Below are 12,696 nucleotides of genomic sequence, written 5' to 3' on the forward strand. Positions count from 1 at the left end.
GCGCCGATGTTGAAACGTGACCTGACCCCACTCGAAGCCCGCGTCCTCGCCGTCCTCGTCGAGAAGGAATCCACCGTGCCGGACAGCTACCCGCTGTCGTCCAACTCGCTGACCGCGGGTTGCAACCAGAAGACGGCGCGTGACCCGGTCATGGACGTGTCCGAGGCCGAGGTGCTGGCCACCGTGGAGGAGCTGAAGACGCTGTCGCTGGTCAACACCGTCAGCGGCAGCCGTGTTCTGCGCTACGAGCACAACTTCGCACGCGGCCTGGGCGTGCCCGGCGCGGCGATGGCCCTGTTGACGCAGCTGATGCTGCGCGGCCCGCAGACTGCGGCCGAGCTGCGCCAGAACACGGAACGACTGCACCGCTTTGCCGACGTGTCGTCGGTGGAAGGCTTCCTGGAGGAACTGGCCGAGCGCGAGCCGGCTTTCGCCATCAAGTTGCCGAAGGCGCCGGGCGCCCGCGAGGCGCGCTGGGCGCAGCTGCTGTGCGGGCCAGTCGCGTCGGTGGACCATGCCGTGGCCGCCGCGCAGCCGCGCGACGAGGAGGTCGCCGTGCAGAAGGCGGAACTGGCCGCGCTGCGCGCCGAGGTGGCATCACTGCGCCAGCTCGTCCATCGCATGGCCGCCGAGCTCGGCATCGAACCATGAGATACACCGTCCCGGCGACCAAGAAGCTGACCTTCGAGTTGCGCATTCAGATGCGCTGGGGCGACATGGACGCGATGGGCCATGTCAACAACACGCTGTACTTCCGCTATCTGGAGATGGCGCGCGTGGACTGGCTGACGAGCATCGGCGCGCCACCCAACCCGGGTGGGCAGGGGCCGGTCATCGTCAACGCGTTCTGCAACTTCTACCGGCAGCTCAAGTGCCCTGGCGAGGTGCTGGCGAAGCACTACGTCAGCGACCCGGGCCGCACCAGCTTCGAGACCTGGATCACGCTGGAGCGCGTTGACGAGCCTGGTGTCATCTATGCCGAGGGTGGTGCGACGACGCTGTGGTTCGACGCGCAGACCGACAAGGCCATCGCGCTGCCGGACCGGGTGCGCGGACTCGTCAGCTGAGGGGCGCGTGGACCGGCTGCAGGCCATGGGCATCTTCGTCGCCGTGGTGGAGCACGGCGGCTTCGCCAGCGCGGCGCGCCAGCTCGCGCTGTCGCCGCCGGTCGTCACGCGCGCCGTGGCGGACCTGGAGCAGCACCTCGGCCAGCGGCTGCTGACGCGCACCACGCGCGTCGTGCGCGTGACCGAGGCCGGCGAGCGCTACGCCGCCGAGTGCCGCCGCATACTGGCCGACATCGCCCGCGCCGAAGCCGAGGCCGGCGCGCAGAACCTGCAGCCGCGCGGCACGCTGAGCCTGACGGCGCCGGTGCTGTTCGGCCAGTACTACGTGACGCCGGTGCTGGTGGACTACCTGAGGCACCACCCGGAGGTGGACGCGCACTGCGTGTTCGTCGACCGCATCGTCAATCTCGTCGAGGAGGGGTTGGACGTGGCTGTGCGCATCGGTGAGCTGCCCGACTCGTCACTGCAGGCACGCCGCGTGGGCCAGGTGCGGCGCGTCGTCGTCGCATCGCCGGCCTACCTGAAGGCGCATGGCGAGCCGGCCACGCCGGCCGAGCTGGACAGCCACCTGCTGATTGCGTCAACCGGCGCCAGCCCGGCGCCGGAATGGCGCTTTGCCGGCCCGCGTGGCAAGCCGCTGGTGCAGCGCATCGCGGCGCGGCTGCGCTCGACGACGGTGGGCGCGGCCATGACCGCGGCCGAGGCTGGCCTGGGGCTCACACGGCTGCTCAGCTACCAGGCCGCGCCGCTGCTGCGCGACGGCCGGCTGGTGCGCGTGCTGCAAGGATTCGAACCCGCGCCGCTGCCCATCCACCTCGTGCACCACGAGGGCCGACACGCGACGGCCAAGCTGCGTGCCTTCGTCGAGCTGGCGGCAGAGCGCTTCAGGGCTGACCCGGAGCTGCAGTAGTCCACGACCCGGCCGCCAGGCTGCGCGGTGACCAGCTCTTGAAGTCGAAGCCCAGCGGCAGCGCGTCGCGCAGCCGCAGCCCTTCGTCCAGCATGAAACGCCAGGCACGCTCGGCGCCGTCCAGCCGCTCGACGTCGGGGCCGTCAAACACCAGCTCGACGCGGCCGGTCAGGCTCAGCAGGTCGCCGCGCTCGAAGTCGATGAACAGCAGGCCGGCGCGCGGATGGCTGACGAAGTTGCCCAGCGTCATGAAGAACTGGTTGCCGCTGAAGTCGGGCACCAGCAGTCGCCGCGGGCCGTCCACGCGCACGAAGCCGGCGCGGCCACCGCGGTGCGATACGTCGCTGCGGCCATGCGCGTGGCTGGCGACGAACAAGGTGTCCGCACCCGTGATCAGCGCCTGTGCCTCGGTGTCCAGCGCCGTCAGCGGCTGCACAGCGCGGGGATTCAGGTCGGCCGGGGCGCGGCGCCAGGTCAGCTCGCGCTGCTGGATGTACTGCGGGCAGTTGCCGGTCGTCTCTTCCACGTCCAGCAGCCAGCCGCTGCAGTCGACGTGCGCCACGTGGCCGTTGACGCGGTTGCGCCGGCGCGTGGGCAGCTCGATGCCCAGCAGGCCCAGCGCCGCACCGGGCGCCAGGTTGCGGGCCAGCGGGTCGCCGGGGAGGGGCAGCGCCGTGCTGGCGAGATGCAGCGCGTCCGGTGTGCCGAGAAAGCCCGGCTGGCCCACCAGCAGGGAAGCCCAGGGGCGCAGCGCGGCGTCCACCGAGCCGACGAGTACGAACGGCAGCTGCGCGTAGAACTGGCGGTGCTGGTCGGGCATGTGGTCGCGAATGACGCGCGAACCGATCTCGCCCATGCGCTGAGCAATGCCCAGCCGTTCGTGCATGGCCCGCTCGCCGGCGTGGAATGCGCCCATGGCTCAGGCCGCGCGCAGGCCCACGGGGCTCTGCGCAAAGGGAACGAAGCCGGGCAGCGCCTCGATGCGGGCCAGCCAACTGCGCAGCGCCGGGTAGTCGGTCAAGTCGACGTTGCCTTCCGGCGCGTTGGCGATGTAGCTGTAGGCCGCCACGTCGGCGAAGCTGGGCTGGTCGCCGATGAGGAAAGGCCGTTGTTGCAGCTCGCGCTCCACGACGGTCAGCAGCGCGTGGGCGCGCGGGATGACCTCGTCCGGGTTGAAGCGGGCCGACACGACGTGGATGAGCCGCGCCGCCGACACGCCGTAGGCGATGGGCCCGGCCGCAGCCGACAGCCATGCCTGCACGCGGGCGCGGCCCGCGGCGTCGCGAGGAATCCACTTGCCGTCCGCGTCGTAGCGCTCGGCCAGGTAGACCAGGATGGCGCCGCTGTCCGGCACGACGGTGCCGTCGTCATCCAGCACCGGGATCTGGCCGAACGGGTTCATCGCGATGAACTCGGGCGCCTTGTGCGCGCGGTTGGCGAGGTCGACGTGGATCAGCTCATGCGGCAGGCCCAGCAGGCTCAGCGCCAGCTGCGCGCGGTGGGCGTGGCCGGAGATGGGGTGGTGATAGAGCTTGATCGGGCGGCGCGTTGTCATGGCGGGGCAGGGCAGTGAGGTGAGGCCTTCACTGTGCCCAGCCCGCCCCGGCGCGTGAATCCGCGCCGGCCGAAAGTCAGTCTTTCGGCGGCTGCAACAACGCCGCTGCGATCAGCGGAACGTGTACTTCGCGCTCACGTAGCCGTAGCGGCCGCGCGGGTCGGTGTAGCTCGGGTCGTAGCCGCTCAGGAAGAACCAGGCCTGCTGCGAAAACGGCGGTGCCTTGTCGAAGAGGTTCTGCACGCCGGCGCGCACGGTCAGCGACTTGGTGGCTTCCCAGCCGGCCGACAGGTTCCACAGCGAATAGGCGCCGACCTTGCGGTCGGGCTTGCCGATGATGTGGTGGTCGTCGTAGCCCGACAGGAAGTTGTTGGACACCGTGGCTGAGAACGGGCCGTGCGCCCAGTCCACGCTGACCGTGTGTCGCCAGCGCTGCACGACGCCATCGTTGACGAAGCGGCCGAGGTTGCTGATGAAGGGGTCGCCGTCGCCCGTCTGCTGCTGCGACTTCAGTGTCAGCGTGCCGTTGAGCTTGAGGCCAAACTCACCGAAGCCGGTCTTCAGGCCGCTCAGGCTGACGCCCAGGTCCAGGCCGGAGATGCGCTGCTTGCCGCGGTTCTCCTTGACGAGGTCGATGGCGCAGATGCCGTAGTCATCAGGGTCGTAGTCTTCGACGCAGTCGGCCGGCAGGTTGGTGGTGTCGTAGTAGCGGTGCACCAGCGCGCCGTACTTGGTCGGGTTGGACAGGATGACATCCACGCCCAGTGTGCTGATCAGATTGCTCTTCTGGATGTACCAGTAGTCCGCGTTCAGCGTGACCCCGCGGCTGGGCTCGAACACGACGCCGGCCGAGAACTGGTTGGACTTCTCGGGCTTGAGCTTGGGGTTGCTGTAGTGCAGCGTGGTCCAGAGGTCGGCGCAGTCGGTGACGGTGTTGTCCGGGTCGTCGGCCAGGCACAGCGGGTCGGTCACGGTGGCGGACTTACCTTGCTTCAGCGGCCGGTACAGGTCGGTCAGGCTGGGCGCGCGGAAGCCTTTGCCCACGGAGGCGCGCAGCAGCAGCTCCGGGCTGGGCACGTACTTCAGCCCGAGCTTGGGGCTGGCTGCGCCGCCGCTGACCTGGTAGCGCTCGTAGCGCAGCGCCGCCTGCAGCTCCAGCTGCTTGGTGACCGGCGCGCTGATCTCGGCGAAGGTGGCGCCCACGCGGCGCGAGCGGCTGAAGTCGGTGTCCGGGCCTTGCGAGGATTCGCCCAGGATCTCGTCGTTCTTCAGCGCGTCGGACTGGCGGTAGTTCTGCTTCTCGCGGCGCAGTTCGCCGCCAAGCGCCAGGGCCAGCTCGCCGCCGGGCAACTGGGCCAGGCCACGGGACATGCGGAAGTCCAGGCTGTCCATGGTGCCGGTGGCGCGGCGCACCTCGCCGCGGATCTGCGCCTCCTCGTACAGCTTCAGCCCGGCCGCGCCCGAGGGCCCGAAGGCATTGAGCGTGCCGGCCGCGAAGCCGTCCATGATCTTCTTCTCGTCGAGGTAGCCCTGGTGGTCGCGGTCCGAGACCTTGCTGGTGCTGTGGTTCAGTGCCCACTCGTAGTCCCAGCCGGCCAGTTGGCCGTTGGTGCCGACGACGACGCGGTTGGTCGACGACACCAGCTCGCTGGTGCGCAGGCCGGCCTCCTGCAGTCGGGTGCGCACGACGATGATGCGGCGCTCGTCGTTGGCGGGGAAGGCGGCGATGCCGGTGCCTTTGAGGGCCGGCACCAGCGAGACGTCCATCTCGGCGTCGACGCGGTTGGGCGTGCCGGTGTAGTAGGTGCGGGCGCGGGCCAGCGAGGCTTCGACAAACAGCTGGTGGCCGCCACCCAGGTTGAACGAGCCCCGGCCGAACAGGCTGCTCTTGTTGGACTTCGGGTACAGCTCGATGTCGCGCATGTAGTCGAAGGTGCAACCGTCCACACCGCCGATGCCGGCTGGCAGGTACAGCGTGGCCGGCGCGTTGCAGCCGGTGGCTGCAGCGGGGTTGATCGTGTACTTGCTGATCACGTCCTTGCCGTTTGCCTTGAAGCCCTCGGCGATCAACAGGTCGCGCTGCTCGGAGCCTGGCAGGTTCTGGTCGAGCAGGATGTTGCCGGGAAAGCCGGCGCTGGAGAGCAGGTCGGGCAGCCGTCCGGGGATGTCCAGCTCCTTGATGAACTTGCGTTGCGAGGCGTTCAGGCTGCTGGTGTGCTGCACGTCCAGCACGCCGATGATGTTGAAGCCGTCGCGGCCGTAGTCGCCAATGCCGCCGGCCAGCGTGGCCGAGCGCTTACCGCCTCCGCCTTCCGAGGTCTTGCCGGCCAGCACATTGACGTCCACGCCGGCGAAGTCCTTGCGGGTGATGAAGTTGATGACGCCGCCGATGGCGTCCGAGCCGTACAGCGACGAGGCGCCGTCCAGCAGCACCTCCACGCGCTGGATGGCGGCGGCGGGGATGCTGTTCAGGTCCACGCCTGCGGCGTCACCGGGTGAAGCGAAGTTGGCCATGCGCCGGCCGTTGAGCAGCACGAGCGTGGACGACACGCCCAGCCCGCGCAGGTTGGCGGCGTTCAGGCCCATCTGGTCGCGGAAGCCACCGAAGGCAACGCTGCCGCCGTCGGTCAGGTTGTTCGCGCCGGCGCTGAGCCGCGCAATGATCTCTGCCGCCGTCGTCACGCCGGCCTTGTCGATCTCGTCCCGCGTGATGACCTGCACCGGCAGCGCTGTCTCGCCCTCGATGCGCTTGATGGCGGTGCCGGTGACCTCGACGCGCTGCAGCTGCGATTGCGACTGAGCCATCTGGGACAGAACCAGCAGCGCCACGGCTGCGGCGAGGCGGGAGGGGCGGGGTGCGTTCATCGGGGTCTCTCCTGTACGGGGTGCTGGTGCAGTCTAGGCACGGTGGCGGCAGGGCCAGCCTCCCCAGGACGTCAAACGTCTCTTGCACGCCACGCCGGCGTTGGCGTTTTGGGGGACAGGAGTCGCCACGAGGCTCTGTCATGATCCACGTCCTGGACCAAGGAGGGTTGCGCGCATGAGGGCATGGATAGCGGCGGGTTGGGCAATGGTGGTGATGACGGCCGCGAGCGCGCAGACGGCCGTGCAGGCGGCGGCCGAGGCGCCTGCTGCGGTGACGGTGGCCCAGGCGGCGCGCACGCAGCGCGCGGCCGCGACGCCGCCGCGCGCGGCGCAGCCGGCGCCGGCCCGGGCCACGCCGGCGGCAGTGTCTGCGCCCGCGCCTTCGTCTGCCCTGGCGCCGCTGCCTGCGGCGGTCGAGGCCGAGCCGCCCATTCGCGGCTACGCGGTGCCCATCGGCGGCGCGCTGAAGGCGGACAACGACGAGGTCTGGCAGCGCATCGTGCAGCTGGCTGGCGGCAAGGGGGCGCGCTTCGTCGTCTTCGGCACGGCCAGCGAAGACCCCGAGGCCAGCGCCAAGCAGGTGGTGGACCTGCTGCAGCGCCGCGGCGCGGTGGCCGAGGCGCTACCGGTGGCGCCCAAGTTCTTGTGGGTGGACCTGAACAAAGTGGTGCGTGACCCCGCGCTGATCGCCAAGGTCAAGGCCGCCAAGGGCATCTTCTTCACCGGTGGCGTGCAGGAGCGCATCGTCGACGTGCTGCAGCCCGGCGGCCAGAGCACGCCCATGCTGGAGGCCATCTGGGACGTCTACCGCAAGGGCGGTGTCGTGGCTGGCACCTCGGCCGGCGCGGCCATCATGAGCACCATCATGTTCCGCGACGCGCCCAGCGTGATGAACGTGCTGAAGGGCCGCTTCGCCGATGGCAAGCAGGTGGACCGCGGCCTGGGCTTCGTCGGCCCGCACCTGTTCGTGGACCAGCACTTCCTGAAGCGCGGCCGCTTCGGCCGCATGATCCCGCTGATGATGGCCAAGGGCTACAAGCTGGGCCTGGGCGTGGACGAGAACACGGCAGCCATCATCCGCGGCGACGAGATCGAGGTCATCGGCGACCGGGGCTGCCTCATCGTGGACCTGACCGAGGCCGGCAGCGATGCCACGCTCGGCGCGTTCAACGTGCAGGGCGCGCGGCTGTCCTACCTGGAGCATGGCGACCGTTACCACATGCGCGCGCGCTCGACGACGCCCTCGGCCCCCAAGCTGCGCGGCGAGCAGCACGACGCCGAGTCGCCCAACTTCAAGCCCTACTACACCGAGGACGTGTTCCACCTCGACATGCTGGGCGACTCCACCGTCTCCAACGCGATGAGCCGCCTCATCGACAGCGTGCGCAAGGAGGTCAAGGGCCTGGCCTTCGATGTGCTGCCCCGCACCAACGATCCGCTGGCGGAGCTGGGCTTCCTGTTCCGCATCTACAAGGGCTCGGACTCGCTGGGCTGGAGCACCGAGGAGTTCGGCGGCGAGCAGTTCACGGTGACCAACCTCTACCTGGACATCAGCCCTGTGCGGCTGCCCATGCCGCTGTACGGCGGGTGGAGCGGGCCGGCCAAGGCCGCAGTGCCAGCCTCAGCGCCGGCAGGCGTGCCGCCGCCCTAGCGCGCGTTCCCCGCGCCGCCCGTTGCGGGCTTGACCCATTGCCGGCGCCCGCCGGGGCCTGCCACCATGTCGTCTTCATGAATCTGCGCCCGCACGGCTGCCGTGCCGGGCTAGCCTGCTGATCTTGCACACCTCTTCCCAAGCCGGCACGGTCGTCGTCATCGGCGGCGCGCTGCGCGCCGGCAGCGATGCCGTCTGGCAGCGCCTCGTCGACGAGGCGGGCGGCCCCGGCGCGTCCGTCGCCGTGTTCCCGACCGCAGCCTACGAGCCCGAGCGTATCTCCGAGCAGATCGTCGCGGCGCTGGGCCGTTGCGGCGCGCGGCCCGAGGTCATCCCTGTCGCGCCCCACCTGGCCGGCGTGGACCTGCATGCCCGTCTGCACGACCCCGCGCTGATCGCCCGCGTGGCGGCCAGCCGCGCGGTGTTCTTCTCCGGTGGCGCTCAGGAGTACATCGTCGACACCCTGCAGCCGCAGGGCCAGGCCACGCCCATGCTGCAGGCGGTGCAGTCGGTCTTCGCGGCCGGCGGCGTGGTGGCCGGCACCAGCGCGGGCGCGGCGGTGATGAGCCAGTGGATGTTCCGCGACGCGATGGACAACCTCGCCGTACTGCGGGGGCGTTGGCGGGCCGGCCAGGAGTACGACCGCGGCCTGGGCCTGCTGCCGCCCGGGCTGCTGGTGGACCAGCACTTCTTGAAACGCGGCCGCATCGGGCGCATGCTGCCGGCGCTGCAGGCGCTGGGCTGCCGGCTCGGGCTGGGCGTGGACGAGGATGCGGCCGTGCTGGTCCGCGGCTCGGTGCTGGAGGTGATCGGCGGTAGCGGCGCCGTGCTGGTGGACATGGGCGAGGCCACGCGTGATGCCGCGCTGCCGGCGTTCAACCTGCGGGGGGCGCGCCTCTCCTACCTGGGCGCCGGTGACTGCCACGACCTGGCCAGCGGCGTCACCACGCCGGCTGCGCGCAAGCGCGGCGTGCCGCGCATCGCGCCGCACGCCGCGCACTTTTCGCCGCGCCTGGGCAGCGGGCGTTACTTCCTCGACATCCTCGGCGATGGCTGCCTGCGGGAGGCACTGGTGCAACTGCTGGACGGCCCGGCGGCGCGCGTCGGCGGGCTGGCGTTCCGTGCCGACTCACGACCTGACGAGCCGCAGGCCGACATCGGCTTCGAGTTCTGGCTGCACCGCGGGCCGGGCCTGGTCGGTTGGCGCGACGCCGGTGCGGGCGGGGACGACTACACGGTGCTGAACGCCCGGCTGGACGTGATGCCCGTGCGCGTGGCCAGCCCCCTGTTCCAGCCGCTGGTTGCAGCGGTCGGCGTGCAGTGAGCGAAGGCGGAACGAGTCGGCGGCGGCCGGGCCGACGGACGCCACAATCGCGGCATGAGTGATCACGGCGCCCGTCCCGAAGGTTTCCAGCGTGTCGGTGCCGCGCTGGCAGCGCTGCAGCACCCGCACCGGCCGCTGTGGCTGGACGTCGCCGCGCGCACGGCGCAGGAGGCGGCAGATGCGCTGGGCGTGACGCTGGGGCAGATCGCCAAGTCCGTCGTGTTCCGGCGCAAGTCCGACGACAGCGCCGTGCTCGTCGTCACCTCGGGCGACAAGCGTGTGGACGAGGCCAAGCTCAAGCTGCGCACCGGCGCGCTTGGGCGGGCCGATGCCGAGTTCGTCAAGGCGCGCACGGGCTTCTCCATAGGCGGGGTCTCGCCGGCGGGTTTCGCGCCGGCTGATTCCGGTGCGCCGCCGCAGCTGTTCATTGACCGCGAGCTGTTCCGCTTCGACATCCTTTGGGCGGCCGCCGGCCACCCGAACGGCGTTTTCAAGCTGACGCCTGCCGAGTTGGCGCGTATCACCGGGGCCCCGGTGATCGACGTCGTCCAGGCGTGACGCCGCAGCCCGCTTCGCCCTGCGTGCGCTTGTGCCGCATGGACGAGGCCAGCGGCTGGTGCTGCGGCTGCGCGCGCCGTCTGGACGAGATCGCCGGCTGGGGCAGCGCACCTGCGCAGCGGCAGCGCGAGGTGCTGGCGCTGCTGCCGGCGCGCCGAGCGGCCTTGCAGCGCGACGGCCTGTGGCTGGGCCCCGAAGCCATCACCGAGGAGCAACACCCATGAAGCGGCTCACGTTCTATTTCGATCCCCTCTCGCCCTACGCGGCGCTGGGCTTCGAGGCCCTGCCCGAGACGCTGGCGGGCCACAGCGTGGAGGTGGTGTACCGGCCCATCCTGCTGGCGGCGCTGCTGCATGCGATGGGGCAGAAGGGGCCGGCCGAGATCGAGGCCAAGCGGCGCTGGACCTTCCGCCAGGTGGCCTGGCTGGCGCACCGCCAGGGCGTGGTGTTGGACGCGCCGGCCCAACACCCCTTCAACCCGCTGCCGCTGCTGCGGCTGGCCTGGGCCTGCGCTGCGCCTGCGGGCCAGCCGGGCGACACGCCGGGGCGCTGGGCTGTGGAGCAGCTGTTTCATCATGTCTGGCGCGGCGGCGGCGCCGATGCGAACGAGCCGGCACGCCTGGCGGCGTTGACGCAACTCCTGGCCCCGGGCCAGGACCCGGGCAGCGAGGCGGTCAAGCAGCGGCTGCGCAGCGAGACCGAGGCCGCGCTGACGCTGGGGGTGTTCGGCGTGCCCACCATCGAGCTGGACGGGCGGCTGTTCTGGGGCCAGGACGCGCTGCCCATGCTGCGTGCTGCGCTGGACGACGATCCGTGGTTTCGCAGCGGGGCCTGGGAGTTGGCCGCGCAGCCCCGCCCGGGCCTCACGCGGCGTCATTGAGCGGCTCGGGATTTACCCGCGAGCCCCCGCTGTTCCCGCATTGAGAAATGTTTCATCCGGGTTGCTGCGGGGTTTGTCAGCCTCGATTCAGACTGGCGTCAGAACACGGTCAGAGGCAGCCTGAATAGTCCGGCCGCAAGGGAAGCTCCGTTGTGGAGCACCCCGACAACAGACGGAGACTTTCATGGCAACTGCAGCAGCCGCGGCGCCGATGACCAAAGAGGAGAAGAAGGTCATCTTCGCGTCCTCCCTGGGTACGGTGTTCGAGTGGTACGACTTCTATCTCTACGGTTCGCTCGCGGCCATCATCGCGAAGCAGTTCTTCGCGGGCCTGGACCCGAGCGCGGCGTTCATCGCCTCGCTGATGGCGTTCGCCGCCGGCTTCATCGTGCGTCCGTTCGGCGCGCTGGTGTTCGGCCGACTCGGCGACATGATCGGCCGCAAGTACACCTTCCTGGTCACCATCCTGATCATGGGTCTGTCGACCTTCATCGTCGGCGTGCTGCCCACCTACGCCACCATCGGTGCTGCGGCGCCGGTGATCCTGATCATCCTGCGTCTGCTGCAAGGCCTGGCGCTGGGCGGTGAGTACGGCGGCGCGGCCACCTACGTGGCCGAGCACGCACCGCACGGCAAGCGCGGCGCCTACACCTCGTGGATCCAGACCACGGCGACGTTGGGCCTGTTCCTGTCGCTGATGGTGATCCTGGGCGTGCGCACCACGCTGGGCGAGAAGGACTTCGCTGATTGGGGCTGGCGCATTCCCTTCATCGTCTCCATCCTGCTGCTGGCCATCAGCGTCTGGATCCGCCTGGCGATGAACGAGTCTCCTGCTTTCCAGAAGATGAAGGCCGAGGGCAAGACTTCCAAGGCGCCGCTGTCCGAGTCTTTCGGTGAGTGGAAGAACCTGAAGATCGTGCTGCTGGCGCTGTTCGGCCTGGTCGCCGGCCAGGGCGTGGTCTGGTACACGGGCCAGTTCTACGCGCTGTTCTTCCTGACGTCGGTGCTGAAGGTGGACGCGTCCAGCGCCAACATCTGGATCGCGATCTCGCTGATCCTGGGCACGCCGTTCTTCGTCATCTTCGGCACGCTGTCGGACAAGATCGGCCGCAAGCCCATCATCATGGCTGGCCTGCTGCTGGCTGCCGTCACTTACTTCCCGCTGTTCAACGCGCTGACCAAGGCTGCCAATCCGGATCTGGCCAAGGCTCAGGAGACCCAGAAGATCATCCTGACCACCAACACGGCCAGCTGCTCCTTCCAGGGCAGCCCGCTGGCACGTCCGGTGGACTTCACCAGCGCCTGCGACATCGCCAAGCGTGCCCTGGCCCAGTCCTCGGCCAGCTCCGAGACCGTCGAGGCCGCCGCCGGCGCGCCGACCACGGTCAAGGTGGGTGACAAGGAAATCGCCGTCCCGACCGCGACCCGCCTGACCGAGCACAAGTTCGACGAAGCCAGCACCAAGGCCATCGCTGCCTTCACGAAGGAGTTGGGCGAAGCGATGAAGGCCGCCGGCTACCCGGCCAAGGCTGACCTGGCCAAGGCCAACGTGCCCATGATCATCGCCATCCTGTTCGTGCTGGTGGTCTACGTGACCATGGTGTACGGCCCGATCGCCGCCATGCTGGTGGAGATGTTCCCGACCCGCATCCGCTACACCTCGATGAGCCTGCCGTACCACATCGGCAACGGCTGGTTCGGTGGCCTGCTGCCGTCCATCACGTTCGCGATGGTGGCGCAGAACGGCAACATCTATCACGGCCTGTGGTACCCGATCGTCATCGCGCTGATGAGCCTGGTGATCGGCCTGCTGTTCGTGCGTGAAACCAAGGACGTGGACATCTACGCCAAGGACTGATGCCCAGCGCTGTGTGACGCTGCCGCCG

At 69.8% G+C, this 12,696-nt stretch carries 12 protein-coding genes; 9 read left to right on the forward strand and 3 right to left on the reverse strand.

Annotated elements, in window-relative coordinates:
- The first annotated feature begins 6 nt into the window (after window positions 1–6).
- From ACG0Z3_RS01000 to ACG0Z3_RS01010, 3 genes are read left to right on the forward strand one after another with little or no spacing between them, the layout of a single operon-like run.
- Window positions 7–651, forward strand: coding sequence for a YceH family protein (locus ACG0Z3_RS01000; protein WP_394394567.1), 645 nt, complete (start codon window positions 7–9; stop codon window positions 649–651).
- A complete protein-coding gene (locus tag ACG0Z3_RS01005; RefSeq protein ID WP_394394568.1) occupies window positions 648–1,067 on the forward strand; it encodes an acyl-CoA thioesterase in 420 nt (139 codons plus the stop codon). Before ACG0Z3_RS01000 ends, ACG0Z3_RS01005 begins: the two co-directional genes overlap by 4 nt.
- Before the next feature lie 7 nt (window positions 1,068–1,074).
- Window positions 1,075–1,977 (forward strand): LysR family transcriptional regulator, encoded by a 903-nt coding sequence (locus ACG0Z3_RS01010; RefSeq protein ID WP_394394569.1) that lies wholly within the window; start codon window positions 1,075–1,077, stop codon window positions 1,975–1,977.
- Here ACG0Z3_RS01010 and ACG0Z3_RS01015 read toward each other — a convergent pair.
- From ACG0Z3_RS01015 to ACG0Z3_RS01025, 3 genes are all read right to left on the reverse strand, one after another.
- Window positions 1,952–2,893, reverse strand: coding sequence for a pyridoxamine 5'-phosphate oxidase family protein (locus tag ACG0Z3_RS01015; protein ID WP_394394570.1), 942 nt, complete (start codon window positions 2,891–2,893; stop codon window positions 1,952–1,954). The two genes, ACG0Z3_RS01010 and ACG0Z3_RS01015, sit on opposite strands and share 26 nt — an antisense overlap.
- Window positions 2,894–2,896: 3 nt before the next feature.
- Complete coding sequence (locus tag ACG0Z3_RS01020; RefSeq protein WP_394395359.1) at window positions 2,897–3,514, reverse strand: glutathione S-transferase family protein; 618 nt, start codon at window positions 3,512–3,514, stop codon at window positions 2,897–2,899.
- 129 nt (window positions 3,515–3,643) lie between these two features.
- Window positions 3,644–6,397, reverse strand: coding sequence for a TonB-dependent receptor (locus ACG0Z3_RS01025; protein WP_394394571.1), 2,754 nt, complete (start codon window positions 6,395–6,397; stop codon window positions 3,644–3,646).
- A 175-nt stretch (window positions 6,398–6,572) separates the two neighbouring features.
- Here ACG0Z3_RS01025 and ACG0Z3_RS01030 point away from each other — a divergent pair, with 175 nt between their 5' ends.
- The 6 genes from ACG0Z3_RS01030 (at window position 6,573) to ACG0Z3_RS01055 (ending at window position 12,668) form a co-directional block, all read left to right on the forward strand.
- A complete protein-coding gene (locus ACG0Z3_RS01030; RefSeq protein ID WP_394394573.1) occupies window positions 6,573–8,048 on the forward strand; it encodes a cyanophycinase in 1,476 nt (491 codons plus the stop codon).
- Between the two features lie 124 nt (window positions 8,049–8,172).
- Window positions 8,173–9,372 (forward strand): cyanophycinase, encoded by a 1,200-nt coding sequence (locus ACG0Z3_RS01035; RefSeq protein WP_394394575.1) that lies wholly within the window; start codon window positions 8,173–8,175, stop codon window positions 9,370–9,372.
- A 54-nt stretch (window positions 9,373–9,426) separates the two neighbouring features.
- Window positions 9,427–9,930, forward strand: a complete 504-nt coding sequence (locus ACG0Z3_RS01040) for a YbaK/EbsC family protein (protein WP_394394577.1) — start codon at window positions 9,427–9,429, stop codon at window positions 9,928–9,930.
- Window positions 9,927–10,154 (forward strand): DUF1289 domain-containing protein, encoded by a 228-nt coding sequence (locus ACG0Z3_RS01045; protein ID WP_394394579.1) that lies wholly within the window; start codon window positions 9,927–9,929, stop codon window positions 10,152–10,154. Before ACG0Z3_RS01040 ends, ACG0Z3_RS01045 begins: the two co-directional genes overlap by 4 nt.
- Window positions 10,151–10,810 carry a 2-hydroxychromene-2-carboxylate isomerase gene (locus ACG0Z3_RS01050; protein ID WP_394394581.1) on the forward strand — a complete coding sequence of 220 codons (660 nt, stop codon included), beginning with the start codon at window positions 10,151–10,153 and terminating at the stop codon, window positions 10,808–10,810. Before ACG0Z3_RS01045 ends, ACG0Z3_RS01050 begins: the two co-directional genes overlap by 4 nt.
- A gap of 184 nt (window positions 10,811–10,994) precedes the next feature.
- Window positions 10,995–12,668 carry an MFS transporter gene (locus tag ACG0Z3_RS01055; RefSeq protein WP_394394583.1) on the forward strand — a complete coding sequence of 558 codons (1,674 nt, stop codon included), beginning with the start codon at window positions 10,995–10,997 and terminating at the stop codon, window positions 12,666–12,668.
- Window positions 12,669–12,696: the final 28 nt, after the last annotated feature.

The organism is Pelomonas margarita, from assembly GCF_043555875.1.
GTDB lineage: Bacteria > Pseudomonadota > Gammaproteobacteria > Burkholderiales > Burkholderiaceae_C > Pelomonas > Pelomonas margarita.